The following is a 25,091-nucleotide window of genomic DNA, read 5'->3' as shown; positions in this document are numbered from 1 at the left end:
GCGAAGGCGGGGCATCCAGTACGCCGAGGCTTCTCGGTTGAAACAGAAACGTATCGGAGTACTGGATCGCCCGGTCAAGCCGGGCGATGACAGTGGTGAATGAGGCGACGATGGCGCCCCTACTCCCTCACCCGCTGCTGCAACCGCGCCTTCACGATGCCATCGCGCGCCAGCTGGTCGGCGCGCTCGTTCTCGGGGTGGCCGGCGTGGCCCTTGACCCAGTGCCAGCGGACCTCGTGCTGCTTCAGCGCTGCGTCGAGGCGCTGCCATAGCTCGACATTCTTCACCGGCTTCTTGTCGGCGGTGCGCCAGCCGTTGCGCTTCCAGCCGAAGATCCAGCCGGTGATGCCCTGCCGGACATACTGGCTGTCGGTGTAGAGGTCGACCGTGCACGGCCGCTTCAGCGCTTCGAGCGCCGAAATCGCCGCCATCAATTCCATCTTGTTGTTGGTGGTGTGCGGCTGGCCGCCGTTCAGCTCCTTTTCCTTGTCGCCGAACTTCAGGATCGCGCCCCAGCCGCCCGGCCCGGGATTTCCCGAGCAGGCGCCGTCGGTATAGATCGTGACATTGGGTAGCTCGCTCACGCCACCAGCCCCGACGGCATCAGCCCATAATCGCGCACGCTCGTCACGCTCTGATGGAAGCGCAGCTTGCGGACATATTCGAGCGGATCCTTCGGCTTGACCAGCGCGCCTGCGGGCACGTTGAGCCAGTCGACCAGCCGCGTCAGCAGGAAGCGGATCGCCGCGCCCCGCGCCAGCAGCGGCAGCGCGGCCTCTTCGGCTTCGCTCAGCTTGCGCACCCGGCCATAGGCGTTGAGGAAGGCACGCGCCTTGGTGACGTTGAAGGAATGATCCGGCTCGAAGCACCAGGCGTTGAGGCAGATCGCGACGTCATAGGCCAGCATGTCGTTGCAGGCGAAGGTGAAGTCGATGATCCCCGAGAGCTTGTCGCCGAGGAAAAAGACGTTGTCGTTGAAAAGGTCGGCGTGGATCACGCCTTCGGGCAGGTTGCTCGGCCAGACGCCGCTCGAGAGATAATCAAGTTCGGCGGCAAGAAAATCGCGCAGACCGGGCTGCACCTCGTCGGCGCGGCTTGAAGCTGCGTCGAACAGCGGCCGCCAGCCGGAAACCGAGAGCGCATTGGTGCGCTTGATCGCAAAATTCGCGCCTGCCAGATGCATCTTCGCCAGCCCCTCGCCGACCCCGGCGCAATGGGTCGCGTTCGGCTTGCGCGGCCAGACGCCTTCGAGGAAGGTGATGATCGCTGCGGGCCGGCCTGCCAGCTCGCGCAGCGCCTCGCCGTCTCTTGCCTTCACAGGCAGCGGACAATTGACGCCGTGCTCGGCCAGATGCGTCATCAGCGCGAGAAAGAACGGCAGATCGTTCCTTGCCACGCGCTTTTCGTACAGCGTGAGGATGAACGAGCCTTTGCTTGTGTGCAGCAGGAAGTTGGAATTTTCGACGCCCTCGGCGATGCCCTTGTAGGAGAGCAATTCGCCGAGATCGTATTGCTTCAGGAAATCCGCAAGCTCGTCGGCGGCGACGTCGGTGTAGACCGCCATCAAGGTCTACTCGGCGGCAGCTTCGGGGCGCACCTGACGCGGCAACGGGAAGAACTCGTTCTCTTCCGCGGCCGAGACCGTCTCCACGTGCAGCGTGTAGCGCTCGGCGAAGGCGTCCATGATCTCCTCGACGATCACCTCAGGCGCGGACGCGCCAGCGGTGATGCCAAGGCTCTTGATGTTGCCGAACCTGGTCCAGTCGAGGTCCGCGGCGCGCTGCGCCAGCACCGCGATCTTGCAGCCCTCGCGCTCGGCAACCTCGCGCAGGCGCTGCGAGTTCGACGAGTTGGGAGCACCGACCACGATGAGCGCGTCCACCACCGGCGCCACCTTCTTCACCGCGAGCTGGCGGTTGGTGGTGGCGTAGCAGATGTCTTCCTTGTGCGGCCCGTTGATGTTGGGGAAGCGTTCCTTGAGCAGCGCGACGATCTCCGCGGTGTCGTCGATCGACAGTGTGGTCTGCGTCACGAAGGCGAGGTTGTCGGGGTCCTTCGGCGTGATGGTCTTGGCATCCTCGGCGGTCTCGATCAGGGTCACTGCGCCGGGCGGCAGCTGGCCGAGCGTGCCGACTACCTCGGGATGGTGGGAATGGCCGATCAGGAAGATCTCGCGGCCGCGCTTGAAATGGATCGCGGCCTCGCGATGCACCTTGGTCACCAGCGGGCAAGTCGCATCCAGCGAGAACAGGTTGCGGGACTGGGCGTCGGCCGGAACCGATTTCGGTACGCCATGGGCCGAGAACACCACCGGGGCGGTGGTATTCTCGGGGATTTCGGCGAGCTCCTCGACGAAGATGGCGCCCTTCTTCTTCAACCCATCGACGACGTACTTGTTGTGCACAATCTCGTGGCGAACATAGACGGGGGCGCCGTACTTATCGAGCGCCCGTTCCACGGTGTCGATCGCCCGGACCACCCCGGCACAGAAGCCGCGGGGAGAACAAAGCACGATCTTGAGGTCTGGTTTGGCTGACATTGAGCGATCTCGGGACCGAATCACCCGATCGCGTTCTGCCGGGGCGGTCGATGGATGGGAATTTGGCTTAAAACTGTCGGCTTGAACCTTACAGCGGTTCAAAGGGAATTGGGCCCCCTTTCGGGCGGTGTCAAGGCACTATCTATAGCAGAACCATTGCATGGCTACCCCCTCCGGGCTTATATAGCGCGAATTCCCTGTCATCGCTGATGACCACCGGTTTCGCCTCCAGAGGGGTGGGCGAAGCACAAAGGAGATTTGCCATGAGCAACGCACCTCTGATGCCCAAGGCGACCGCCGTTTGGCTGCTCGACAACACCGCGCTGACCTTCGACCAGGTCGCCGATTTCACCAAGATGCATCCCCTCGAGGTGCGTGCCATCGCCGACGGCGACGCCGCCCAGGGCATCAAGGGCATGGATCCCCTCTCCAATGGCCAGCTGACCCGCGAGGAAATCGAGAAGGGCGAGAAGAACCCGGACTACCGGCTCCGCCTCCAGGAGAGCAAGGTGGTGCTGCCGCCCCAGCCCAAGCGCAAGGGCCCGCGTTATACCCCGGTCTCGCGCCGCCATGAGCGCCCGAGCGCCATCCTCTGGCTGCTGCGCAACCATGCGGAGCTCAAGGACGCCCAGATCATGCGCCTGGTCGGCACCACCAAGAGCACGATCGCGAGCGTGCGCGACCGTACCCACTGGAACACCTCGGCGCTGACCCCGATCGACCCGGTCACGCTCGGCCTGTGCTCGCAGATCGAGCTCGATTTCGAGGTGCAGCGCGCGGCGAAGGAGAAGCCGATCGACGCAGCCTATGGCGGCGCCACCCTGCTGCCGGCCTCCGAGACCACCCGCAAGGACGAGTACGAGCCCGCGGAGAAGTCCAGCGACGACCTCAACGTCGACGCCGTGTTTGCCAAGCTGAAGACGCTCGGCGGCAAGAAGCACGAGGACGAGGAGGAGTAATTCCTCCCGTTCATCCACCATCAACGCGAACGCGGCAGGAAAACCTGCCGCGTTTTGTTTGTACGCCCGAGCTGGGCTTCAGGTCAGAACTTGTAGGTCACACCCGCGCCGACCAGCCACGGATCGATATGCGCGGTGCCGGTGACCGGCAGGCCGGAGACGATGGCGCTGTAGTTCGGGCGCAGCCAGAGCTTCTTGACGTCGACGTTGAGACCCCAGTGCCGGTCGATCATGTAGTCGAAGCCGAACTGGACGGCGCCGCCCCAGGTGTTGCTGACGTGCAGGTTGGTGGTGGTGGCGACGATCGCGGGCGGACCGGCGATCGCGGAAGGCGCATTGGCCGCGGAATTGTTGAAGAACACGGTGTAGTTCACGCCCGCGCCGACATACGGCTTGAACGCGCCGAACTGGTCGAAGTGATATTGCAGCGTCAGCGTCGGCGGCAGCAGCGTGGTCTTGCCGATCGGCAGATTCGCGAGCGAGCCGGTGCCGCTGATCGAATGCCTGGTCACGCCCAGGATCAATTCGGCAGCGATGTTCTTGGTGAAGAAATAGCTGATGTCGAGCTCGGGGACGACCTGGTCGCTGATCGACAGGCCTGAATTCGGCGACGACAGCGAAGGCACGCCCGCGACATTGACGGTGCTCCCGCCCGCATCCGGCAATACGCCGAGCACCCGCAGGCGGATCATCCACGGATTGAACGCCTCCACCGGCACCGGCGCCTTCTTGTAGACCGGCAGATCTGCCGCCTGCACTGATGCAAAAGTGCCCACGAGCATCGCGCCGAGCGTCGCGACCCGCGCCAAGTTTCTTATCGTTCCATCCATTTTCAATCCCCTTCAACCATGTCGACGCGTCGTTGCGCGACATCAGCGTCAGAGCAGAAAGAGAATGGTGAAGGATTTGATGCCGATCAAACCAGGACTATCGCGACGCTATTTGGCCCCGGCGTTGCAGATGTGTCACGGAAACCGCGAATGCAAAGCGGGTGGCGCGGCAGCATAGTGCCGCAGCTCACATCACGGGCGCACGGGGTTGTTCAGCATGTACTCGCCGAGATCGCGCTGGCGGCGGTCGGCGCGCGCGGTGGCCGCGTTGCGCTGGACGTCGCGGTCCTTGCGGCAAGCCACGTAATCCGGCGAGCCCTGCGCATAGCCGCGGCTCTGGCAGACGGCGTCGTCATCATCGCCGCTCGCCGCCACCGGATTCTGGTAGCGTGCCGAGCAGGCGGAGAGAGCGACGGCGAGAGCTAAGGCGGTCAGCAGGCGTGGCGCGGCGGCAAGTGGCATACGAGGTTCCCTATCGGCCGGCCCTGTTTAGCGCGGAATGCGGAGATTGTAAGTCCCTGGACGCCGTTCCACGCTCGCTGTCGTTCCCCGCGAAGGCGGGCGATGACAGTGGAGAGCGGTGAGCAACGCCCTTCCCGCCCCGGGATGACGCTTCGCCTCACATCCGTCCCTTCAGCGCCTCGCCGATCTCCTCGAGTGCCTTGGGATCCTCGATCGTCGCCGGCATGGTCCAGGATTCTCCGTCGGCGATCTTCTTGATGGTGCCGCGCAGGATCTTTCCGGAGCGCGTCTTGGGCAGGCGGCCGACGGTGATGGCGAGCTTGAACGCGGCGACCGGGCCGAGCTTGTCGCGCACCAGCGCGACGATCTCCTTCTCGATCTCGGCCGGCGGGCGCTTCACGCCCGCTTTCAGCACCAGGAAGCCGCAGGGCACCTCGCCCTTGATCGCGTCCTTGACGCCGAGCACGGCGCATTCGGCGACATCGGGATGCGAGGCCAGGATCTCCTCCATGCCGCCGGTGGAGAGGCGATGCCCGGCGACGTTGATGATGTCGTCGGTGCGGCCCATCACGAAGATATAGCCGTCCTCGTCCTTGTAGCCGGCGTCGGAGGTTTTGTAATAGCCGGGGAATTCGCTCAGGTAAGCCTCCTTGAAGCGCGCGTCCTGATTCCACAGCGTCGGCAGGCAGCCCGGCGGCATCGGCAGCCTGATGACGATCGAGCCCATGGTGTTGGGGCCGACCGGCTTTGCCGCTTCGTCGACGACATCGACCTGATAGCCTGGCATCGGCACCGTCGGCGAGCCGTGCTTCACCGGCAGCATGCCGAGGCCGACCGGATTGCCGGCGATGCACCAGCCGGTCTCGGTCTGCCACCAATGGTCGATCACCGGTACCTTCAGCTGCTGCTCCGCCCATTCCACGGTCGGCGGATCGGCGCGCTCGCCGGCGAGGAACAGGGTACGGAATTTCGAGAGGTCGTACTGCCGGATGAATTTCCCTTCCGGGTCTTCCTTGCGGATGGCGCGGAAGGCCGTCGGCGCGGTGAAAAAGGCCACCGCCTTGTGCTCGGAGATCACGCGCCAGAACGCGCCGGCGTCGGGCGTGCCGACCGGCTTGCCCTCGTACATGATCGTGGTCGCGCCATGCAGCAGCGGGCCGTAAACGATGTAGCTGTGGCCGACCACCCAGCCGATGTCGGAGCCGCACCACCAGACCTCGCCCGGCTTGACGCCATAGAGGTTGAACATCGACCATTTCACCGCGACGAGATGCCCGCCATTGTCGCGCACGACGCCCTTCGGCACGCCTGTTGTGCCCGAGGTATAGAGGATGTAGAGCGGGTCTGTCGCGGCGACAGGCACGCAAGCCGCGCGCTTGCCGTCGTTCAGCGCCTTGCGGCGCAGGCTGGCCCAGTCGTAATCGCGGCTCGGCGTCATCTCGCAGGTGAGCTGCGGACGCTGCAGCACGATGCAGGCCTTCGGCTTGCTGCTGGCAAGCTTGATCGCCTCGTCGAGCAGCGGCTTGTACTGCACGATGCGGCCGGGCTCGATGCCGCAGCTGGCGGACAGGATCAGCTTGGGCTGCGCATCGTCGATGCGGGTGGCAAGCTCCTTCGCGGCAAAGCCGCCGAACACCACCGAGTGCACCGCACCGAGCCGCGCGCAGGCGAGCATCGCGACCACCGCCTCCGGCACCATCGGCATATAGAGGATGACACGATCGCCTTTGGCGACACCGAAATCCTGCATGATTGCGGCGAGCGCCTGGACCTCGTTCAGCAGTTCGGCATAGGTGAACTTGGTGACCGAGCCCGTCAGCGGCGAATCATGGATCAGCGCGACCTGGTCGGCGCGCCCCCGTTCGACGTGGCGGTCGAGGGCGTTGTAGCAGGTGTTGACGACGCCGCCGGCGAACCAGCGGCCGTAGGTTCCTTGCGAGGGATCGAAGACCTTGGTCGCAGGCTCGATCCAGTCGATCTCCTTCGCCGCCTCGGCCCAGAAGCCCTCGGGATCGGCCAGCGAGCGCGCATGGACTTCATGATAGCTGCTTTTGCCCTGGATATTCATTCCCGCGCTCCCGTTCCCTTGATTCACCTGGCTTGAACCTCGTGGCAGGACAGGCGCCCCGCCATGACCAGGATCAATTGCCGGCCTTGTTTGGAGCCATTTTCCCGGGAACGGGCCGCGGTTCAAGCTGAAAAGGATAGGTTTTTTGGCGGAGGCGCGCGGCTGCGGCACGGGCGGTGCGCTCCCTCTCCCCGTTCTTACGGGGAGAGGGTTGGGGTGAGGGGCTGCATCCGCAATCATCGTGCAAATTGGACTCGCAGAGAGTCCCCTCACCCGGAATTTGCTGACGCAAATTCCGGCCTCTCCCCGCAGGCGGGGAGAGGCGAAGAAGAGCCTCTCAGCTCTCCATCGCGTTCAGCCGCTGCAAGCGGTCCTGCATGATCCTCTTCAGATCGTATCCGGGGCGGCGGAAGCTCGCATTGCGCGTCGTGAGGAACTCGCGCTGGGTCTTGCGCAGGTCGCTAGCGGAACGTCCTTTGGAAGCCCTCAGCACGCGTTCATAGGTCTCGGCGATCTGACGGTCGAGCACGCCGAGCTGCGGATCGGCGCAGATCACTTTCTCGACCTCACGCTTGGCGGTGGCGCACTTGAAGGACGGACCGCTATCGTCGGCCGAGCGCGCATGCATTGGGCCCGGCGACGCCGCGCCGAACCTGGCGATCTCGGCAATCATGCTGCGGCGGCCGTTCGCTGCATTCTCGTTGCCGGGATCCAGCTTCAGCGCCGTCTCATAATCGGCAAGCGCCTTCTTGCGCTCGCCCATCTTCTTGTAGAGCACCGCGCGGTTGTTGTAGGTCTTGGCGAAATTCGGATCGAGCTTCAGCGCAGCCTCGTAGTCGCTCAGCGCCGCCCCGAGCTCGCCTTTGAACTGGTAGGAGTCGCCGCGGTTGGTCAGGAAGTTGGCGCGCTGTTCCCGCCGGATCGCCTGGTCGTAATCGGCAATCGCCTTGTCGTACTCGCCCATCGCAGCATAGGTCAGGCCGCGGTTGTCGTAATATTCCGGCACCTTCGGGTCGAGCCTGATCGCCTCGCCGTCGTCGGCGACCGCCTTTTCGAGCTGGCCGAGCTTCTTGTAGGCCGCGCCGCGGTTGGTGTAGGTGCGCGCGCGGTCGGGATCGAGCCGCAGCGCCTCGTCGAAATTTCTGATCGCCTTCTCGTTGTCGCCGCCGAGATAATAGGCCACACCACGGTCGGACCAGGCTTGCGCATCGTCCGGCTTCAGCTTGATCGCCTGGTGGTAATCGGCGAGTGCGCGGTCGAGGCGGCGCTGATTGGTGTAGACGACGCCGCGCAGCTCGTAAGCTTCGGCATCCTGCGGGTCGAGCTCGATCGCCTTGGTCAGATCCGCCGCGGCGCGATTGAGATCGCCGCCGGCCTCGCGCAGGAGATCGCCTCGCACGCGCCAAGCCTTCGCGTTCTTGCCGTCGAGCGCGATGGCGCGGTCGAGATCCCGCAGCGCCTGTGACTGGCCTCCAAGGGTCTGCGCATTGGCTTCGGCGCGGACGACGAGGGCCGCGCTGCGTTCGGCGGCGGAATTGGCGGCCTGGTCGATGATGGCGCTGCACGCGGAGATCAACTCGGCCGGGGCGGCCTTGCTTCCCAGCACGCACTCGGTGCTCGCCGCGGCGGGAGCCGCGAGAACGAAACTCATGGCCGCGCCGAGAAAGAGGGCGCGAAGCGAGATTTTGGCAGGCGAAAGCGCTTGCGCGGAGGCGTGAGTGCCGCACATGGCATAGGGCTCCGTGACGTCGGGTTCTCACCGTTGTCGCAGCTGGCAAGTGATGGGTTCAAACCGGGCCTGGGAGGGACGGAGCGCTGCCGACTCCCCCTCGCCGCGCTTGGGGCTGGGACTATCGCATATGAGATGTGGCTATGGGCACCGGCTGTCTCCACAGCGTCATGGCCGGGCTCGTCCCGGCCATCCACGCCTTTTCACACGGCACAAAGAACGTGGATGCCCGGGACAAGCCCGGGCATGACGACCCCTGCAATATTCAAATGCGATTGCCCTGCCGCTTGCGGGGAGAGGCGAAAATCTCAATATCCATCCACACCGTTCAGCCGCTGCAAGCGCTCCTGCATCGCCTTCTTCAGGTCGTATCCCGGCCGGCCGAAATCGGCATTGCGGCGCGCGATGAACTCGTCCTGCTCGCGCTGGAGCGCTTTGGCCTCGGCCGCATTGCGCGCCTCCCGGATCACACGGGCATTGGAGGCAAAGACCTCGCGATCGAGATCGGCGAGCTCGCGATTGCCGCAGATCGCCCGTTCCACCGCCCGACGCGCTCGCCCGCAATTGAAGCTGGGCTTGCCGGCGACCGCCATCTGCGCGCCGATCCGCTCGATCTCGCGCGCCATCGCCTTGTGATTGGCTTTGGCCTTCTCGTGGTTCGGATCGATCCTGAGCGCTGCGCCGAAATCCTGCACCGCCTTCGGCTTGTCACCCTTCTTCAGCCAGAGTTCGCCGCGCGCATTGAAGACGTCGGCAAGGCCGGGATCGAGCAGAAGAGCACGGCTGTCGTCGGCGATGGCATGGTCCACCTGATTGTGCCGCGCATAGAGCGCACCGCGCGCGATCAGAGCCTTGATCAGATCGGCCTTCGTCGTCTTCTCGTTGTCGATCACTTCGGCGCAGGCAGTGGCGGCCTTGTCCATGTCATCGGCTGCGGCCGCGGCGAGGCAGGGCGCGACATCGACCTGCGTCACAGCCACCGGCTCGCCGCCGGTCGCGGCATCGGCCGGGGCGAACGAGAGCGCATAGAGCAGTCCGGCGCCGATCAGCTGAATGAGAAAACGCATGCGTTGCAGTCGAAGCCTTGTCGTCGATGTTAAGCTCTTGCCTTGAAGCCGCACTATCCATCATACGGCCGGATTGGTGCTAGCTTGTGGCGCCGCTGAAATCGGCTTCGGGGATCATCGTGTCGACATTCGAATGGATCATTGTGTTGCTGCTCGGCGCGGTTGGCTTATCGGCGCTGGCGCGGCGGATCAAGGTGCCCTACCCGACCTTTCTCGCCATCGGCGGCGCGCTGATCGCCTTCGTGCCGTCGAGCCCGTCCTGGACGCTGGAGCCGGACCTCGCCCTTGCCCTTTTTGTCGCGCCGGTCCTGCTCGATGCCGCCTTCGACACGTCGCTGCGCGACCTTCGCAAGAACTGGGTTCCGGTCTCGACCCTGGTGGTGGCCGCGGTCGGCCTCACCACGGCCGCCGTGGCCTATGTCGCGCACCGGCTGATGCCCGACATGCCCTGGGCCGCCGCGGTCGCGCTCGGCGCCATCGTGGCGCCGCCGGATGCGGCCGCTGCGGTTGCGATCCTGAGCCAGGTCAAGCTGCCCCACCGCATGGTCAAGGTGCTGGAGGGCGAAAGCCTGCTCAACGATGCCAGCGCGCTGCTGATCTATCGCATCGCCGTCGGCGCGGTCGCCACCGAGCATCTGACCTGGAGCCAGGTCGCCCCGACCATGGCGCTGGCGCTGGTCGGCAGCGTCATCGCGGGTCTGGCCGCAGGCCGCATCATTCCGCTGTTCATGGAGCGGGTGACGGAGGCGCCGAGCGCCATCATCGTGCAGTTCGCCACCACCTTCATGGTCTGGATCGCCGCCGAGCATCTCGGTCTCTCCGGCATCCTCACCATCGTGGTCTACGCCATCACGGTCGCACGCACCGCACCGGCGCGCATCCCGGCGCGGCTGCGGGTGCCGTCCTATGCGGTGTGGGAGACGACCGTGTTCGTGCTCAACGTGCTCGCCTTCATGCTGATCGGCATGCAGATGCGGCCGATCTGGACGCGGCTGGATGCGGACGTGCGCTGGGAATATTGCGTGGCCGCCGCCTGGATCCTGCTTACGGTGATCCTGGTACGCCTGTTCTGGGTGACGTTCTATCGCACGAGCCTGCGGGTGCTGATCGCGCAGGGGCTCTATCATCCCAAGGATCCGCAGCAGGTGGCCTCGCCCAAGGGCGGGCTCATCATCTCCTGGTGCGGCATGCGCGGCCTCGTCACGCTCGCCACCGCCTTTGCCCTGCCGGAAAACTTTCCCTATCGTGACTTCATCGTCTTCATCGCGTTTGCGGTGGTGCTGGGATCGCTGGTGATCCAGGGCCTGACGCTGCGGCCGCTGATCCTCGCTTTCAACCTCAAGGACGACGATCCCGTCGGCATCGAGGTCGCCCGCGGCCGCGCCGTGGCCTATCGCGCCGCGCTCGATGCGATCGAGAGCGATCCGTCGGAGGAGGCGGAAATCCTGCGGCTCGAATATCGCGCCATCCTGATGCAGGCCGAGACCGATCCCAACGGCGGCATCAGCAACGGCGAACTGCCCGCCGATCCCCTGCGCCGCCGCGCTATCGAGGCCGCGCGCAAGGCGATCTTCGACCTGCGCGCCACCGAGGTGATCGGCGACGATGCGTTTCATCGGCTCGAGGAGGAGCTCGATCGCGCAGAATTGAGCGCGGGCGGATGATGTCTCTCCGCTGTCGTCCCGACAAGAGTTTGGGCGCTCTGCAATGTGCGCCGAGTCACACACAGCATCCCGCAGCTTGAACCAAACCCCGCCTCTCCAGACTCACCCCTGATGACGACCCTGATTGACGACCGTCGTGTACGCGCGCGTGATGCGTCGCCTGCACGATATTTTTATCTCCACATGGCGCTCGCCTGCGCCGCCACTGCCTTTCTCGGCTTCGCACCGACCTATTGGGTGCCGCTCGCTCACCGGACATTGTCCGCAAGCCCGGTGATCCATTTTCACGGACTCTTGTTCTTCACCTGGTCGCTTTATTTCGTGCTCCAGACCTGGCTCGCGGCCTCCGGCCGCGTGGTCAATCACCGCTCGTTCGGCATCGTCGGCGTCTCGCTTGCGACCGCGATGGTCATTTCTGGCTTCTTCGCGTCCGTGACCTCGATGAAGAACGCCGCGGCGCTCGGACAGGCCGATGCAGGCATCGCCTTCTCGATCGTGCCGCTGAGCGGCATCGCATTCTTTGCCGTGGTGTTCGCGCTCGCCATCATGAACGCGCGCAGGCTCGAGGTTCACAAGCGCCTGATGCTGCTCGCGGCGGTCTCGATCCTCGACGCCGCGATCGCGCGCTGGTTCCTGACCTTCCTCGCACCATCAGGACCGCCCGGCCCGCCGCCGGTGCCCGTGACGATCGCGCCTGCTGTGGTCGCCTCCATTCTGCTTGTCGTCGCCATGGTGCGCGACTGGCGCGCCGAGGGCCGCGTGCATCCGGTATACATCACGGGCACGCTCGCGCTTCTGGCGGTGAAGGTGCTCAACTGGCCGGTCAGCGAAACGGCGGCGTGGCACGCATTTGCCGGCGGCATCCTGGCGCTGGCGCAGTAGGCGACCAACACGCCGCTGTCGTCCCGAGCATCAAATCCGTCATGCTGGGAGAGGTTGCACCCGTCACGGTGGAGCCTAGAACCGCGGCAAATCCGGGAACGCCAGCTTGCCCGCGTGGACGTGCATGCGGCCGAGCTCGGCGCAGCGGTGCAGGGTCGGAAATACTTTTCCGGGATTGAGCAGGCCCTGCGCGTCGAAGGCGCATTTCAGGCGCTGCTGCTGGTTGAGGTCGATCTCGCTGAACATGTCGGGCATGAGGTCGCGCTTCTCGATGCCGACGCCGTGCTCGCCGGTGAGCACGCCGCCGAACTCGACGCAGGCGCGCAGGATATCGGCGCCGAAGGCTTCGGCGCGCTCGATCTCGCCGGGCTTGTTGGCATCGTAGAGGATCAGGGGATGCAGATTGCCGTCGCCGGCGTGGAACACGTTGGCGCAGCCGAGCTGGTACTTTTCCGAGAGCTCGCGGATGCGCGCCAGCGCCTTCGGCAGCGCGCCGCGCGGGATGGTGCCGTCCATGCAGAGATAATCGGGTGAGATGCGGCCCACGGCGGGGAACGCGGCCTTGCGGCCGGCCCAGAACAGGTTGCGCTCGGCCTCCGAAGTCGAGATCTGGCAGGTGGTCGAGCCGCAGGCGTTCGCAATGGCCTCGACGCGCGTGATCAGCTCGTCGACCTCGATCTTGGGCCCGTCGAGCTCGATGATGAGCAGCGCTTCGACATCGAGCGGGTAGCCGGCATGGACGAAGGCCTCCGCGGCGTGGATCGCGGGCTTGTCCATCATCTCCATGCCGCCGGGGATGATGCCGGCGCCGATGATGCGGGCCACGCATTCGCCGGCCGCCTCGACTTGCGCAAAGCCGACCATCAGCGCGCGCGCCGTTTCCGGCTTCTGCAGGATGCGCACCGTGATCTCCGTGATGACGCCGAGCAGGCCTTCCGAACCGGTGATGACGCCCATCAGGTCATAGCCGGGATTCTCGCAGCCCTTGCCGCCGATGCGCAGGATCTCGCCGCTCATCAGCACGATCTCGCAGCCGAGCACGTTGTTGGTGGTCATGCCGTATTTCAAGCAGTGCACGCCGCCGGAATTTTCCGCCACGTTGCCGCCGATCGAGCAGGCGATCTGCGAGGACGGATCGGGCGCGTAATAGAAGCCGGCATGGGCGACCGCCTGGCTGATTGCGAGGTTGGTGACGCCGGGCTCGGTGACGACGACGCGGTTGTCGAAATCGATCTCGCGGATGCGCTTGAACTTGCCGAGGCCGAGCAGCACGCCGTCCTCGAGGGGCAGCGCGCCACCGGACAGCGAGGTGCCGGAGCCGCGCGGAACCACCTTGATGCCTTGCGCGGCACAATATTTCAGGACGAGCGAGACCTGCTCGGTCGTATCGGGCAGCACCACGACCATCGGCGGCTGCCGATAGGCGGTCAGCCCGTCGGATTCATAGGCCCGCATCTCGGCGAGGCTGTCGATCACGCCCTCGCCCGGCACGATTGCGCGCAAGGCGGCGACGATTTCGCTGCGACGCGCCAGCACGGCCTGGTCGCTTGCGGGCATCATGATGGCCATTTTAAGAAGCCTTCGTCCGACGGATGGAATTATCTGGCAAATCAATCATGTCTTGCGGACTTTGGGTAGGTCCTCCGAAGGTCGCATTGCTTTGTTGCAGCGCAAGTTCTCTCTGGGGCAAGTCTGCTAGCAGGAAACCTGTCAGAGTTTCGCGGCTTGTCCACTTGCACCGGACCTGCCAAAACCACGACCCTCCATCTGACCCGGGAAGAGACGAAGAGCACACTTATGACAAAACTGACTTTCGGCGCGGTGACAATCCTCACCGTCATTGCCACCGCACCCGCCGCGATGGCGCAGGATGTCGCGGCCGGCAAGACATCGTTCAACAAGTGCCTGGCCTGCCACGCGATCGGCGAAGGCGCTAAGAACAAGGTTGGCCCGGAGCTCAACGGCCTCAACGGCCGCAAGTCGGGCGCGGTTGAGGGCTATAGCTACACGGACGCCAACAAGAATTCCGGCATCACCTGGGACGAGGCCACGTTCAAGGAATACATCAAGGATCCTAAGGCCAAGATCCCCGGCACCAAGATGGCGTTCGCCGGCATCAAGAACGAGACCGAGATCAACAATCTCTGGGCCTTCCTTGCCCAATACGACAAGGACGGGAAGATCAAGCAGTAAGCGCGCACGAGGCGGACGCTAGAGCTTCGGTTCTGATCGGACCAGAATCGAAGCTCTGGCTTTCTTGTTCTGACGCGTTTCCTCGCGCGAACCGGTTTCCACTTTGCTCGAAAAACGCTTTAGTCGGCGACCGCCTGCGCCGGGGCGATGTTTCCGATCATCGTCTCGATCTCCGCCTTCACGAGATCCGGCACCGCGTTCTGCACCATGTGGCCGAGATCGGGCAGCACGATCAGCTTTGCATTCGACACAGCCGCGGCGAACGGACGCGCGTGGATATTGGTTCTCACCGTCTTGTCGGGCTCGCCGGCGATGATCGTAACAGGCGCCGTGATCGCGCCATAGCTCGCGACTTGCGCGGCGACCGACTCCTTCAGCGTCACCAGATCATAAGCATTGGCGATGAACTCGCGCGGGCGCAGCAAGAGCGGCGTCGCGGAGTCCTGCACGAAACCATCCGGCATGGTCTGCGGCAGGAACACGTTGCGGGCCCCGGCTTCGGTGATGAAATAGCCGAGCGGCAGCGTGATGGTGTAGGCGAGCAGCGGGCCGATCACGGGCGTTGCGATGATCTCGTTGTAGCGCCCGACACCGCCGCGCCAGGGATGCGTGACGGGCGCGAGCATCACGAGACCTGCCACGCGGCGCGGGTGATCGAGCGCGATCCGCGCGCCGAGGGCGCCGCTCCAGGAATGCACCACGAAGACCGCGCGATCGATCCCGAGCTTGCCGAGCGCCTCGTCGATCATGCGCGCCTGAATCTGCGGCGTCGAATCCTGCCGGCTTGCGCGCGTGCTCCAGCCATGGCCGGGGCGGTCGATCAGAATCACGCGATGATCCCGGGCGAGGAGATCGCCGAGCGGCCGCCGCATCGCTTCGAGGTTGGAGCTCGCGCCGTGCAGCATCACGATCGGCGGGGCGGCCTCGCGCGGGCCGATCTCGACGACGTGAAGCGCGGCGCCCTCGACCTCGACCATGCGCCCCTGCGGCGGAAAGGCCCGCTGCACGGCGACGATTCCGGCCTGCGTGAGCAGCGCCAGCAGGACCAGCGCCGTCACGACTGACATCACGATCATGGAGAGAATCCGGGTGATCCTGGGCACGGGGCAGTTACGGGTCTGCTCGGCCGGCAGTTTCGCCGCCGGCGGTGCGCGCTTCCACTGAAAATGCAGGGGCTGTGGATATGTGCATAATTGCCGATCGAGAAAACTCAATGAAATCAGGGCTGTTCAAAGCCGCACGCAAGCTTCGGACCAGCTTCATGCGGGCGTCATCGCAGCTTCCATATAATCGCCATGGTCGGTTCCGCCATCTAGGCGCGGGTGGGCGCCGATCCTCCCCGCAACATCAGGGGGATGCGGGAAAGACCGGCAGGATTGTCCTGGTTTGAACCGGAGAATTTCGATGAGCTTCAGATCGAACGATACTGCAATCGACGAAATCGTCGCGAGCTGCAACGGCGACCTGCGCGGTGCGGTGCGGGCGCTGCTCCTGATCAACGAGCATCTCGAGACCGAGCTGGCAAAGGCCTACGCCGCAGCCGCCGACCGCGGCCTGGTCGAGCGCGGCAGCAGCGTGCTGCATTAAGCGCAGCCTAGTTCGCCCCCTCCTCCTGCTTTTCTTCCTCGGGCGTGACCGGGGGACAGACGCGAATCGTCGAGCGCGCAAGCTTGGCATCGGCCCTGGACTTGTAGGGACCGTCGCCGAACCAGATGTCGCCAATGATGACTGGATTGCTGGTCACGATGGCGCATTTGCCGGTGGCACGGTTGCCGACCACCCAGAACAGTCCGTCGGCGAAGCTCACCGTCCCCGACGCGAGCAGCAACGTCGCTGCGACCATCAAATGCTTCATGGCTTTCGCTCCTGCCATGCAGGTAGGCCTGCAACAGGCCTCGCAATAGTCCTTGCAACGTCCCGGCTCGGATCGTGGTTAATCCGCGGCGGCCGCGATCGCTCAAGAAATGATCGAGTTATAGCTAGATGTCGCGGCCTTCGACCTTCTCGGTCAGCGCCTTGACCTGGTCGGGGATCTTTTCCAGGTGCGGATTGACGGCGAGCGCCTTGCGGTAGGCCTCGAGCGCGCGCCTCTCGTCCCCGACCTCCTGCATGATCATGCCGAGGCCGGCGAGCGCGCCGAAATGGCGGGGCTCCCGGATCAGCACTTGCTGAATGTCCGCGAGCGAGCGGCCATAATCGTTCTGCATGTAATAGAGCGTCGCACGCCGGTTCCAGGCTTCGATGTAATCGGGCCTGAGCTTGATGATCGAATCCAGGAGCTTGATGGCGACGTCGATCTTCTTCGCATCGACGGCGGTCTTGGCGCGCGACATCAGGAGCGCGGCGGTGTCGCTCGGGGTCTGCAGCCAGATCGCCCAGATCCGCGCCTCGACATGCTTGGCGCTGGCCTCGTCGGGCGCCGCCTTCAGCGCGCCGAACAGGAAATCGAGATTCTTGCTGCGGTCGACCTTCGGCAGCTTCGACGGCGCCTCGGGCAGTTTCTTCTGCTTGCCGGGCGGCTCGACCTGCTGGGCCAGGGCCGCCGGCGCAAGGCCGGCGGTTCCCAGCACGAGGGCCAGACACAGGGTGCGCGCGAAACGGAATCTCACTGCCATGGTGGAAGTCTAAACGCGCAAAGCCGCCCTTGCAAAGCAAAGGCGGCGTCAAACTCGTGTGAGACCGTGGTCTTGCGGGCCGCGCCCGGCGGGGCGTGATCAGCCGCTCAGATCAGCCTTGGCGCGCCTTGAAGCGGCGCTGCACCTTGTTGATCACATAGACCCGGCCCTTGCGGCGGACCAGGCGGTTGGCGCGATGGCGACCGCGCAGCGATTTCAGCGAGTTACGGACCTTCATGGCAGAATCCTGAACGTTCGAAAGGCCGTGTTCGGCACTACCGTTTCGGCACGCGCGAATGTGGCAAAATGAGATTTTTCCCGCTGGCGGACCGACCGCCCGGGACGGAGCGGTTCTTAAGGCATGGCGGGAGGTCATGTCAATGTTAACTGCCAGGCTCCCAACGAGCAAAATCGCGAAAACAACCCCATGCACAGTAGAAGCGGCCGGATCGGCCCGATCCGGCCCATTGGAGGTCAGGCCCGGCAAAGACTGTCGCTACCTGCGCTTTCGCCGCCACCAGCGCCTTGCCAAATTCGTTATATCCTATAATCAATTCGGCAACCCGTCGGGAGGACACCCATGCCGAAGCTGAAGCTGCCTGATATCGACAAAGTCGTCGCCATCGACATCCACACCCATGCCGAGGAGCCCTGCGGCACCCATCCCGACGACGGCTACGACGATTTCCAGGCGCAGATGGCGGAGTATTTCAAGTCGCCGCACAAGCATCCGCCGACCGTGCCGGAGACCGCGGCCTATTACCGCTCCAAGAACATCGCCGCGGTGATCTTCCCTGTTGATGCCGAGCGCGAGACCGGCTTCCGCCGCTACAAGAACGAGGAGATGCTGGAGATCGCCTCCGAGCATCTCGACGTGCTCATCCCCTTCGTCTCGATCGACCCGCACAAGGGCAAGCTCGGGGCCCGCGAGGCGCGCAAGCTGATCGAGGAATACGGCGTACGCGGCTTCAAATTCCATCCGACCATGCAAGGCTTCTACGCCAACGACCGCATGGCCTATCCGCTCTACGAAGAGATCAACAATGGCGGCGCGATCGCGCTGTTCCACACCGGCCAGACCGGCGTCGGCTCCGGCATGCCCGGCGGCATGGGCATGCGGCTGAAATATTCCAACCCGATGTACATGGACGATGTCGCGGCCGATTTCCCCGACCTCAAGATCATTCTCGCCCACCCATCCTTCCCCTGGCAGGAAGAGGCGCTCTCGGTCGCGACCCACAAGCCGAACGTCTACATCGACCTGTCGGGCTGGTCGCCAAAGTATTTCCCGCCGATCCTGGTGCGCTACATCAACTCGATTCTCCAGGACAAGATGCTGTTCGGCTCGGACTGGCCGGTGATCACGCCGGACCGCTGGCTGTCCGATTTCGCCAAGATCGAGATCCGCGACGAAATCCGGCCGAAGGTGTTGAAGGCGAACGCGCGCAAGCTGCTGGGGATCTAGACGATCCGCTTCCATGAAACCGGCATGCAACTAGGTTTGGCCACGGGGTACATCTCGGCTGGCGTAGCCTAGCGTATCCCTTCCATCTCTGGTCCGGATTCGGACGGCGCGTAGAGTACCTCGAACACGACGCGCGCCGCCTGCTCCGGATCCTCTGGGTACGTCAGAGCGACCGACATCGTACCCACAGTTCTTTCAGGCTGGCGGCCGGGCCGCGGTCCACATCGACCTCACGACGTTGTGTGATTCCACCCGATTCAAGCTTGGGCTGCTCACCAGCGGCGTCGAAGTAGGTGGATGGGGCGCGTGATACTCCGGCGATCCAGGACGCAAAAGCAGGTTGGAGGGAAACTTTCGGGTACCCGGGTCGTTCGCTAAGACACGTTGAGCAGCGAATGCCATGTCTCGCCCCACCGTCCTGATCACCGGCAGCAGCGGCTTTCTCGGCCAGGCGATCGCGCGCGGCTTGATGGATCGTTACCAGGTCATCGGCCTCGATGTCAGCCGCCCTAAGAAGCCGTTGTCCGGCATCGAGACAATTGAGATCGACCTCACCTCGGATGCAATCGTGGCGAAGGCGCTGGACCAGGTTCGTGCGCGAACAGGCCGTCGGATCGCCTCGGTCATTCACCTTGCCGCCTATTACGACACGACCGGCGAGGACAACCCGAGATACGATGCCGTCACCGTTCAGGGAACGCGCCGACTGCTGGCGGCCCTTCAGGCATTCGACACGGAGCAGTTCGTCTTCTCGAGCACGCTGCTCGTGCATGCTCCTAGCTCAGCAAAGGGAAGAAAGATCGATGAAGATTCGCCGATCGAACCAGCTTGGGCCTATCCGCAGTCAAAGGCGAAGACCGAGACCCTGATCCTGAACGAGCATGGCAACATCAAGGTCGCGATCCTGAGGCTTGCAGGTGTCTATGACGAGGATTGCCGTGCGGCATTCATCGCGCAGCAGATCGCCCGCATCTTCGAGCGCTTGCCGACCGCTTATCTCTTCACCGGCGACATCACCACTGGCCAGCCCTATCTCCACAAGAACGACCTCGTCGAGGCCGTGGTACGCGTGGTCGATCGACGCAATGATCTTGCTGATGAAACGACACTGCTCATTGGCGAAGAGGAAACGCCGAGTTACGACGAGATGCAGAGGCGGATTGGCCAGCTTGTGCATGGGGAGAGATGGCGGACGATGTCCCTCCCGAAAGAGATGACGAAGCTCGGCACTTGGATGCAGGAGAAGGTTCTCGATCAGGATACCGACATCAAGTCGTGGATGATCGAGAATGCCGACGACCATTATGAGATCGATACTTCGCGAGCGAGGAGCCTCTTGGGGTGGAAACCCCGACACAGTCTGACCGCCACGCTGCCCGAAATGATCCGGCGGCTTAAGGTCGACCCGACGGACTGGTACGAGACGAACAAACTTCATCCTGCGACGGTCGCCGCTTCCGAACCCGAGCTCGACCAGGCCGCGGAGAGACTGCGGCAATCGGTGGAGCCTTCGAAAGATGAGGTTGAGGCCGAGACGGAACGGCATCGGGCGCGCACGCTCTGGGCGCCGCTGACCAATGCAGCGATTGGACTGTGGCTCGTCGCCTCGCCTGTCACGCTTGGTCTCTTCGATCCATCCGCGGCGCCAATTCCACCGGCGCTGGGACATGAGATCGCTTCGCCCGAGACACGTGACGGCAGGCTCGGCATCAGCGAGATCGTGTCCGGCATTCTTGTCGTCGCGTTCGCACTCATCGGCATGCGTCGGCGCTGGCGCTGGTTGCAGTGGCTCACCGCTGCCGTCGGCATATGGGTCATGTTCGCACCTCTCGTGTTCTGGACCACGAGCGCTGGAGCCTACGCCACCGATACGCTTGCTGGCATGCTGATCGTGACGCTCGCGGTGATGGTTCCTCCAACACCGGGCATCAGCCGCCAAGCCCTCGCCGCCGACGATGATCGCCCCCTCGGCTGGACCTACTCGCCATCCACATTCAGCCAGCGCCTCCACATCATTGCTCTGGCCTTTGTCGGCCTGTTCGTCTCGCGCTATCTCGCCGCCTATCAACTCGGTCATATCGACGGCTTGTGGGATCCTTTCTTCGGCCCAGGTGATGCAGCGGTCGCCAATGGCAGCGAGGCGGTGGTGACCTCCTGGGTCTCGAAGGGCTTTCCGGTCGCCGATGCCGGGTTTGGCGCCTTCGCCTACGCGCTAGATGCCCTGGCAGGCGCGATCGGCGACCGTCGCCGCTGGCGCACAATGCCATGGATGGTGATTCTGTTCGGCCTACTGGTTATCCCGCTCGGGCTCGTGAGCGTCAGCTTCATCATTATCCAGCCCCCTTTGATCGGTGCACTGTGTACGCTCTGCATCATCCAGGCCGCGATCACGATAGTGCTCATCCCCTATTCGATAGATGAGGTACTGGCGAGCTGTCAGTATCTTTGGGGCGCGAAGCAGGCGGGCCAGCCGTTCTGGCGCACTTTCTGGCGCGGTGGCCCGGCGCTCTCCGAGAAGCAGGCGCCGACGCCCGATCTCGACCGCCCGTTATCGGCGGTGCTGCGCGACATAGTCACCGGCGGCGTCAATTTTCCCTGGACGCTGGTCGCGAGCTCTTTCCTTGGAATGCTGCTGATGATCACGCCGCTTGCCTTCGGCACGAGCCCGATCCTCTACTTCAGCGACCATATCACCGGCTGCCTTGTCATCCTCGTCGCCGTTACGGCGATGGCGGAGGTGGCGCGTGCCGCGCGGTTCGCCAACGTCGCGCTCGGAGCATGGGTGGCAATCTCCCCCTTTGTCCTCGACGGCGCCACGACAACGGCGACGATAGCCAACGTTGCAACCGGTGTCCTCCTCATCGGGCTGAGCCTGCCACGCGGCACCCGTAGCGCCGCCCATTACGGCGGATGGGACCACGCAATAGTATGATGCAACGGCGGGCTCTGCGTGGGCGCCACCGAAGATGATGCGGGGAGCTTTCTCATGACGCATCTGATCGGACAGCGGCATCACGTATGGCTCGCCGAGTGCTTTATCGCTGCAACAACAGAGGTGCCCTCTCTCCCGCAGGCTTGCGGGAGCGAGTCGGGAGAGGGTGCTTCCGCAATGGGACAATCCCCAAGAGGACAAAGCCCTCACCCGGCGCCATAGCCGATGCGAAGCATCGGCGTCTTAGAGAACGGCGGCCAGAGGCCGCCTATGCCTCTCCGCAAGCGGGAGAGGTGAACGAGCCCCACCGATCAATTCAACCTAAAGCCATTTCGCTCTAATCGTATCCTCATCGCAGCGCATGAGGGCTTCGATCCCATTGACCAAAGCCCTCGCACTCAGACGAAGGCTTCAGACTTGAGCCAAGCCTCCATCGACAAAGACCTCGCCGCCGGTCATGTAGCTGCTGTCCGAGGACGCCAGGAATGCGGCCACCGCGCCGGTCTCGCTGGGGTCGCCGACGCGCCCGATGGGCGTGGCGCTGCCGAGTGCATCGAAGGCTTCCTCGCCCACGACCTCCAGCGCCAGCTCCGTCTTGGTCGGCCCCGGCGACAGCACGTTGACGCGGATGCCCGTGCCGCGCAGGTCCAGCGCCCAGCTGCGCGCCAGATTGCGGATTGCGGCCTTGGTCGCGCTGTAGATGCTGAACTGCGGCGTCCCCATCACGCCCGTGCTCGAGCCGGTCAGGATGATCGACGATCCCCTCCGCATCAACGGCAGGGCTTTCTGCACGGTGAACACCAGCCCCCTCACATTGACATCGAAGATCTGATCGTAGTGCTCGGGGGTGATCTGGCCGAGCGGCGCAAACGCGCCGGTCCCGGCATTGGCGAACAGGACGTCGACATTGCCGCGTTCGGCCTTCACCGTCGCATACAGTCGGTCGAGGTCGGACAAGTCGGTGACCGATCCCCTGACTGCGCGCGCCGAGGACCCCAGCTGCGCGAGCGCGGCGTCGAGTGGCTCCTGCCGTCGCCCGAAGATGTAGACGAATGCGCCCTCATCGACGAACCGTTTCGCGGCTCCGAGCCCGATGCCCGTTCCACCGCCCGTCACCACCGCCGTCTTGCCTTGTAGTCTGCTCATGATGTGCTCCTTCATTGAGGTTGCACTGAGCTGGCGGCCTACCTACCTGACCACAAGTATGCACCTTTTGGTAAGTACCCAAAAAATGTCGTCAGATCGTACAGACCTCATCTCCCCGCCGGCGCAAGCCCAAGCAGACGTCCAACGTTGCACGCCGAACCTGCCCGGCTTCACCTGCGGCTTGGATGCGACCTTGCGGGTCGTCTCGGGCAAGTGGAAGCCGCTGATCCTGTACTTTGTCGCCCAGGACGGACCGACCCGTTACGGCGAGCTTCGGCGCGCCATACGCGACGTCAGCGACAAGGTGCTGATCCAGCAGCTCAAGGAGCTGGAGGCCGATGGCCTCGTGAAGCGGACCGACTACAAGGAGGTGCCGCCGCGGGTGGACTACAGCCTCACGCCTCTGGGCCAGAGCCTCGCCGAAGCGCTGGTGCCGCTCTGCACGTGGGGCACCGAGCACATGGCGGAGGTCAGCCGGGTGTTCGCAGAGCGGGCGACCTGGACGCGGCCAGGACGTCAGCCGACCGGCTAGCTCGCGCTACTCGTCGTCCGAAGTCTGCTCCGCCCCTGATAGCAGCGCGTTGCCGCAACTCGACTTGCGTCCGACTTGGGCCAACAAATGACATGCGAAGGCCACGCTATCCAGCTTCGCAATGGCGAATAGCCTCTACTCGCTTGACGATTGTTTAACCGAAATCCGCGTTAACGTTGCAGTGCTCCATGGGGCCTTGCTGCCGATTGAGTTACCATCGGCAAGAGCGTCTTTCAGCCCGGAGCAGCAAATGAAAGTGGGTTTAGAGCTAAGGCGGGTCCTGCGCGGGATTGCTTTCCTGTCCGTGCTCTGGCCCTTCTGTTCTGCGGCAATTGCGTCTGACGCCGAGACTTACCAGACGGCTGCTGCCGTTGCCGTAAGCAAGCTGGACTTTGACCGAGCCATTCAAATCTACTCCAAAGGGCTCGAGCAGCCATTCAGTCTCAAGGACCGGGCGGAGCTGCTGCTGATGAGGGGTGTAACCGCTCAGCTGGCAAAAAGATGGGACCAAGCCGAAGCCGATTTTACCGCGGCCGTCGGAATGGTCGGCTCTACCGACCAGCGCGCTTATCGGGACCGCGGCTTTTTCTATCACCACCGAGGTCACTTCGAGCTTGCGCTGGCCGACTACACCGCTGCGGCGAGGCTGTTCCCGGATAACGGAGCTTTCCCCAACGGTCAGGGGCTGGCGCTTATGGAGCAGGGCAAATTTGACGAAGCGATCACACGGTTTGACGAAGCGATAAAGCTTGAGCCGACATCAGGTCTATTCATGCTTGGAAGGGCCGAGGCCTACAATCGTTCGGGCCGACCGCAAACCGCGCTGGAGGATTACGACAAGGCGTTGGCACTCGGACATCTCACGCGAAGCGATACCTATCGACTTCGCGTGGGCGTCGGAGTCGCTCAGATCACATTGAAGAATGAGAAGGCCGCGATCGAAAGCTTGGATAAGGCTGTCGAACTCGACCCCAATTCGACTACAGCCCTCAGGTACCGAGGGCTAGCCTATGAACGGGCAGGTGAGCTTGATCGTGCGTATCGCGACTACGAGACCGTCTTAAGACTAAATCCAGGCGACGAATTTGCCGTGAAGCGGCTGCAGAGGCTCCGCGCGAACTAGGGATCAAAGGTCGCCTGATCTACAACTATTGCCTCGGATATGGCTGCTCGAGTGGCCTCGGAAACTGAAAGCATCAGGTCCGCTTCGGGTCACGCCCGGAAGAACTCAGGTCGAGCATATCGGGTCCGTTACACCCCGAGCAGCCGACATCCGACGGAGGTATCGCGTCGGCCCCTTCGGGCCAGGAGCAGTCGTATGACTTCCGAACCTGCAAGGCGCGTTAGGCGAAATTGATCAAATCTAGCAGGTAATGCGCGAGCGCCACCGGCCATAGCACACCCGACCGCCGCAGCATTAACATGAGGAAAAGGCCAACAGTAGCCGCAGAAAGGACATTACCAAGGCCGGCCCACCAATGAATTGCGCCGAACAAAACTGGCGTCGTGAGAACGGCAAAGATGCCGTCACCCAGATAAGGCCGGAATGCTAGCCGGATGTATCGGCGAAATATGACTTCTTCGCTGATAGCTACCAAGGCTAAGCCAAAAAAAGATCGAACGCTTTTAGCCATCCGGTCGGGTGCGGATATGCGCCGAGAACGGTTGTAGGGAATGCCGCATTGAGGAAAGATTGCGGCAACTGGACAAAGCGATCTAGCAAGCAAATTCCGACGATCCAAAGGACAATCTCAAAAAGTGAAATTTGACGTCCACCTGTTCGAAATGCAGCGATCCGAGCAGAAGGCACTGCCGCCAAAATGGTGAGAGCAGTGATCCGACCCACATAGTCCCAGAGAAGCCAACTTGCCGCTTGATGTTGATGCAGCCGCATAACTTGCGACGCAACTAGCGCTATAAGGGCGAGGACGAACCACCAAATCAACGGGCGCGTATCGGAGCGATTGCTCTCACGCTCTTTAGGCACGACGAAAGAGTGCTCTTCCAT

Annotated in this window: 25 protein-coding genes; 9 read left to right on the top strand and 16 right to left on the bottom strand. The window is 63.6% G+C overall.

The annotated features are described in order from the left end of the window. Window positions 1-119: 119 nt before the first annotated feature. Genes rnhA through ispH form a run of 3 tightly spaced genes read right to left on the bottom strand, consistent with a single transcriptional unit; the run spans window position 120 to window position 2,539 of the window. Window positions 120-584 carry a ribonuclease HI gene (gene rnhA / locus I6F12_RS14370; protein ID WP_225156679.1) on the bottom strand — a complete coding sequence of 155 codons (465 nt, stop codon included), beginning with the start codon at window positions 582-584 and terminating at the stop codon, window positions 120-122. After that, window positions 581-1,564, bottom strand: a complete 984-nt coding sequence (locus I6F12_RS14365; protein ID WP_035997505.1) for a homoserine kinase — start codon at window positions 1,562-1,564, stop codon at window positions 581-583. The genes rnhA and I6F12_RS14365 overlap by 4 nt, the downstream gene beginning before the upstream one ends. A gap of 6 nt (window positions 1,565-1,570) precedes the next feature. Then, window positions 1,571-2,539 (bottom strand): 4-hydroxy-3-methylbut-2-enyl diphosphate reductase, encoded by a 969-nt coding sequence (ispH, locus tag I6F12_RS14360; RefSeq protein ID WP_225156678.1) that lies wholly within the window; start codon window positions 2,537-2,539, stop codon window positions 1,571-1,573. A 263-nt stretch (window positions 2,540-2,802) separates the two neighbouring features. Here ispH and I6F12_RS14355 point away from each other — a divergent pair, with 263 nt between their 5' ends. Further along, on the top strand, window positions 2,803-3,498 hold the full coding sequence (locus tag I6F12_RS14355; protein ID WP_035997500.1) for a cell cycle transcriptional regulator TrcR: 696 nt from the start codon (window positions 2,803-2,805) through the stop codon (window positions 3,496-3,498). 83 nt (window positions 3,499-3,581) lie between these two features. Here the strand turns inward: I6F12_RS14355 and I6F12_RS14350 are convergent, their stop codons facing one another. From I6F12_RS14350 to I6F12_RS14330, 5 genes are all read right to left on the bottom strand, one after another. Further along, complete coding sequence (locus tag I6F12_RS14350) at window positions 3,582-4,328, bottom strand: OmpW family outer membrane protein (RefSeq protein WP_225111593.1); 747 nt, start codon at window positions 4,326-4,328, stop codon at window positions 3,582-3,584. 192 nt (window positions 4,329-4,520) lie between these two features. After that, window positions 4,521-4,790 carry a hypothetical protein gene (locus tag I6F12_RS14345; RefSeq protein ID WP_057028262.1) on the bottom strand — a complete coding sequence of 90 codons (270 nt, stop codon included), beginning with the start codon at window positions 4,788-4,790 and terminating at the stop codon, window positions 4,521-4,523. A 157-nt stretch (window positions 4,791-4,947) separates the two neighbouring features. Then, entirely contained in the window at window positions 4,948-6,858 is a 1,911-nt protein-coding gene (locus I6F12_RS14340; RefSeq protein ID WP_225156677.1) for a propionyl-CoA synthetase, read from the bottom strand. A gap of 337 nt (window positions 6,859-7,195) precedes the next feature. Further along, window positions 7,196-8,587 carry a tetratricopeptide repeat protein gene (locus tag I6F12_RS14335; protein WP_225156676.1) on the bottom strand — a complete coding sequence of 464 codons (1,392 nt, stop codon included), beginning with the start codon at window positions 8,585-8,587 and terminating at the stop codon, window positions 7,196-7,198. Window positions 8,588-8,895: 308 nt separating this feature from the next. Beyond that, the gene (locus tag I6F12_RS14330) at window positions 8,896-9,654 is read right to left on the bottom strand and encodes a tetratricopeptide repeat protein (RefSeq protein ID WP_225156675.1); all 759 of its coding nucleotides are present in this window, start codon (window positions 9,652-9,654) and stop codon (window positions 8,896-8,898) included. An 86-nt stretch (window positions 9,655-9,740) separates the two neighbouring features. Between I6F12_RS14330 and I6F12_RS14325 the strand changes: the two genes are divergently transcribed. Then, the gene (locus tag I6F12_RS14325) at window positions 9,741-11,318 is read left to right on the top strand and encodes a sodium:proton antiporter (protein WP_085968676.1); all 1,578 of its coding nucleotides are present in this window, start codon (window positions 9,741-9,743) and stop codon (window positions 11,316-11,318) included. Window positions 11,319-11,429: 111 nt separating this feature from the next. After that, window positions 11,430-12,200, top strand: coding sequence for a hypothetical protein (locus tag I6F12_RS14320; protein WP_225135423.1), 771 nt, complete (start codon window positions 11,430-11,432; stop codon window positions 12,198-12,200). A gap of 75 nt (window positions 12,201-12,275) precedes the next feature. On the opposite strand, the gene I6F12_RS14315 is transcribed toward I6F12_RS14320, so the two are convergent. Then, window positions 12,276-13,769, bottom strand: coding sequence for an FAD-linked oxidase C-terminal domain-containing protein (locus I6F12_RS14315; RefSeq protein ID WP_074447681.1), 1,494 nt, complete (start codon window positions 13,767-13,769; stop codon window positions 12,276-12,278). Between the two features lie 228 nt (window positions 13,770-13,997). Here I6F12_RS14315 and cycA point away from each other — a divergent pair, with 228 nt between their 5' ends. Further along, the gene (gene cycA / locus I6F12_RS14310; RefSeq protein WP_035997470.1) at window positions 13,998-14,393 is read left to right on the top strand and encodes a cytochrome c-550 CycA; all 396 of its coding nucleotides are present in this window, start codon (window positions 13,998-14,000) and stop codon (window positions 14,391-14,393) included. Window positions 14,394-14,512: 119 nt separating this feature from the next. Here the strand turns inward: cycA and I6F12_RS14305 are convergent, their stop codons facing one another. Continuing rightward, entirely contained in the window at window positions 14,513-15,469 is a 957-nt protein-coding gene (locus I6F12_RS14305; RefSeq protein ID WP_225156674.1) for an alpha/beta hydrolase, read from the bottom strand. A 328-nt stretch (window positions 15,470-15,797) separates the two neighbouring features. On the opposite strand from I6F12_RS14305, the gene I6F12_RS14300 reads away from it, so the two are divergent. Beyond that, entirely contained in the window at window positions 15,798-15,980 is a 183-nt protein-coding gene (locus tag I6F12_RS14300; protein ID WP_028180446.1) for a hypothetical protein, read from the top strand. Window positions 15,981-15,987: 7 nt separating this feature from the next. Here I6F12_RS14300 and I6F12_RS14295 read toward each other — a convergent pair whose 3' ends face one another. The 3 genes from I6F12_RS14295 to ykgO all read right to left on the bottom strand — a co-directional run bounded on the left by I6F12_RS14295 (window position 15,988) and on the right by ykgO (window position 17,246). Then, a complete protein-coding gene (locus I6F12_RS14295; protein WP_035997474.1) occupies window positions 15,988-16,248 on the bottom strand; it encodes a hypothetical protein in 261 nt (86 codons plus the stop codon). A gap of 124 nt (window positions 16,249-16,372) precedes the next feature. Beyond that, window positions 16,373-17,008, bottom strand: a complete 636-nt coding sequence (locus I6F12_RS14290; RefSeq protein ID WP_057028269.1) for a tetratricopeptide repeat protein — start codon at window positions 17,006-17,008, stop codon at window positions 16,373-16,375. 112 nt (window positions 17,009-17,120) lie between these two features. Beyond that, the gene (gene ykgO, locus I6F12_RS14285; protein ID WP_006611362.1) at window positions 17,121-17,246 is read right to left on the bottom strand and encodes a type B 50S ribosomal protein L36; all 126 of its coding nucleotides are present in this window, start codon (window positions 17,244-17,246) and stop codon (window positions 17,121-17,123) included. 342 nt (window positions 17,247-17,588) lie between these two features. Here ykgO and I6F12_RS14280 point away from each other — a divergent pair, with 342 nt between their 5' ends. Next, the gene (locus I6F12_RS14280; protein ID WP_036021159.1) at window positions 17,589-18,473 is read left to right on the top strand and encodes an amidohydrolase family protein; all 885 of its coding nucleotides are present in this window, start codon (window positions 17,589-17,591) and stop codon (window positions 18,471-18,473) included. A gap of 400 nt (window positions 18,474-18,873) precedes the next feature. After that, complete coding sequence (locus I6F12_RS14275; protein ID WP_225111586.1) at window positions 18,874-21,405, top strand: NAD-dependent epimerase/dehydratase family protein; 2,532 nt, start codon at window positions 18,874-18,876, stop codon at window positions 21,403-21,405. A 411-nt stretch (window positions 21,406-21,816) separates the two neighbouring features. On the opposite strand, the gene I6F12_RS14270 is transcribed toward I6F12_RS14275, so the two are convergent. Continuing rightward, window positions 21,817-22,551, bottom strand: coding sequence for an SDR family oxidoreductase (locus I6F12_RS14270; protein WP_225111585.1), 735 nt, complete (start codon window positions 22,549-22,551; stop codon window positions 21,817-21,819). A 160-nt stretch (window positions 22,552-22,711) separates the two neighbouring features. On the opposite strand from I6F12_RS14270, the gene I6F12_RS14265 reads away from it, so the two are divergent. Both I6F12_RS14265 and I6F12_RS14260 read left to right on the top strand, forming a co-directional pair. Then, a complete protein-coding gene (locus tag I6F12_RS14265) occupies window positions 22,712-23,083 on the top strand; it encodes a helix-turn-helix domain-containing protein (protein WP_036021178.1) in 372 nt (123 codons plus the stop codon). Window positions 23,084-23,333: 250 nt separating this feature from the next. Further along, a complete protein-coding gene (locus I6F12_RS14260) occupies window positions 23,334-24,206 on the top strand; it encodes a tetratricopeptide repeat protein (RefSeq protein ID WP_225156673.1) in 873 nt (290 codons plus the stop codon). A 220-nt stretch (window positions 24,207-24,426) separates the two neighbouring features. On the opposite strand, the gene I6F12_RS14255 is transcribed toward I6F12_RS14260, so the two are convergent. Further along, complete coding sequence (locus I6F12_RS14255) at window positions 24,427-24,717, bottom strand: CPBP family intramembrane glutamic endopeptidase (RefSeq protein WP_225156672.1); 291 nt, start codon at window positions 24,715-24,717, stop codon at window positions 24,427-24,429. After that, window positions 24,684-25,091: a hypothetical protein gene (locus I6F12_RS14250; protein ID WP_225156849.1), complete on the bottom strand. Its 408-nt coding sequence runs from the start codon at window positions 25,089-25,091 to the stop codon at window positions 24,684-24,686. The genes I6F12_RS14255 and I6F12_RS14250 overlap by 34 nt, the downstream gene beginning before the upstream one ends.

The sequence above is a fragment of the Bradyrhizobium sp. IC4059 genome, from assembly GCF_020193615.1.
Classification (GTDB): domain Bacteria; phylum Pseudomonadota; class Alphaproteobacteria; order Rhizobiales; family Xanthobacteraceae; genus Bradyrhizobium; species Bradyrhizobium yuanmingense.
This window is presented reverse-complemented; position numbering and strand designations above follow the sequence as displayed.